This window comes from Caulobacter sp. 602-1, assembly GCF_003931565.1.
Lineage (GTDB): Bacteria > Pseudomonadota > Alphaproteobacteria > Caulobacterales > Caulobacteraceae > Caulobacter.
In genome coordinates this window covers 1-307 of record NZ_RRYI01000093.1, presented here as the reverse complement: position 1 = coordinate 307, position 307 = coordinate 1, and the positions used below count along the sequence as shown (strand labels likewise).

The following is a 307-nucleotide window of genomic DNA, read 5'->3' as shown; positions in this document are numbered from 1 at the left end:
CAATACCGGCTGCGCCGCCTCATCGAAGCGCCACAGCACTTCGACGGGCTCTCCTCCCCATGCGCCGTCAGGGATGCCCACGCCGGCATAGATGAGATGCCCGCGGTCCTTGGCCCGCCACAAAACATGCGTCGTCACCGCCTCGGCCAGCATCGCGCTGATAAGTGGCTGATCCATCGTGGAGCCGGGTTTTCCAAACCAGTCGAGCGCGTCGTCAATCCAGCGGTTCGGATAGTCGTGACCGGTTCGGCCCGCGATCCCGACATTGCAGAAGACAAAGACCTCCTCGCCTACCCGAGCAGAGCCG

General features: G+C 63.8%; 1 protein-coding gene. It reads right to left on the bottom strand.

Going from position 1 to position 307, the window contains the following annotated elements; translation table 11 throughout:
- Positions 1 to 307 (bottom strand): hypothetical protein (locus EIK80_RS26225; RefSeq protein ID WP_199743638.1); only part of this gene is annotated, 307 nt, incomplete at both ends.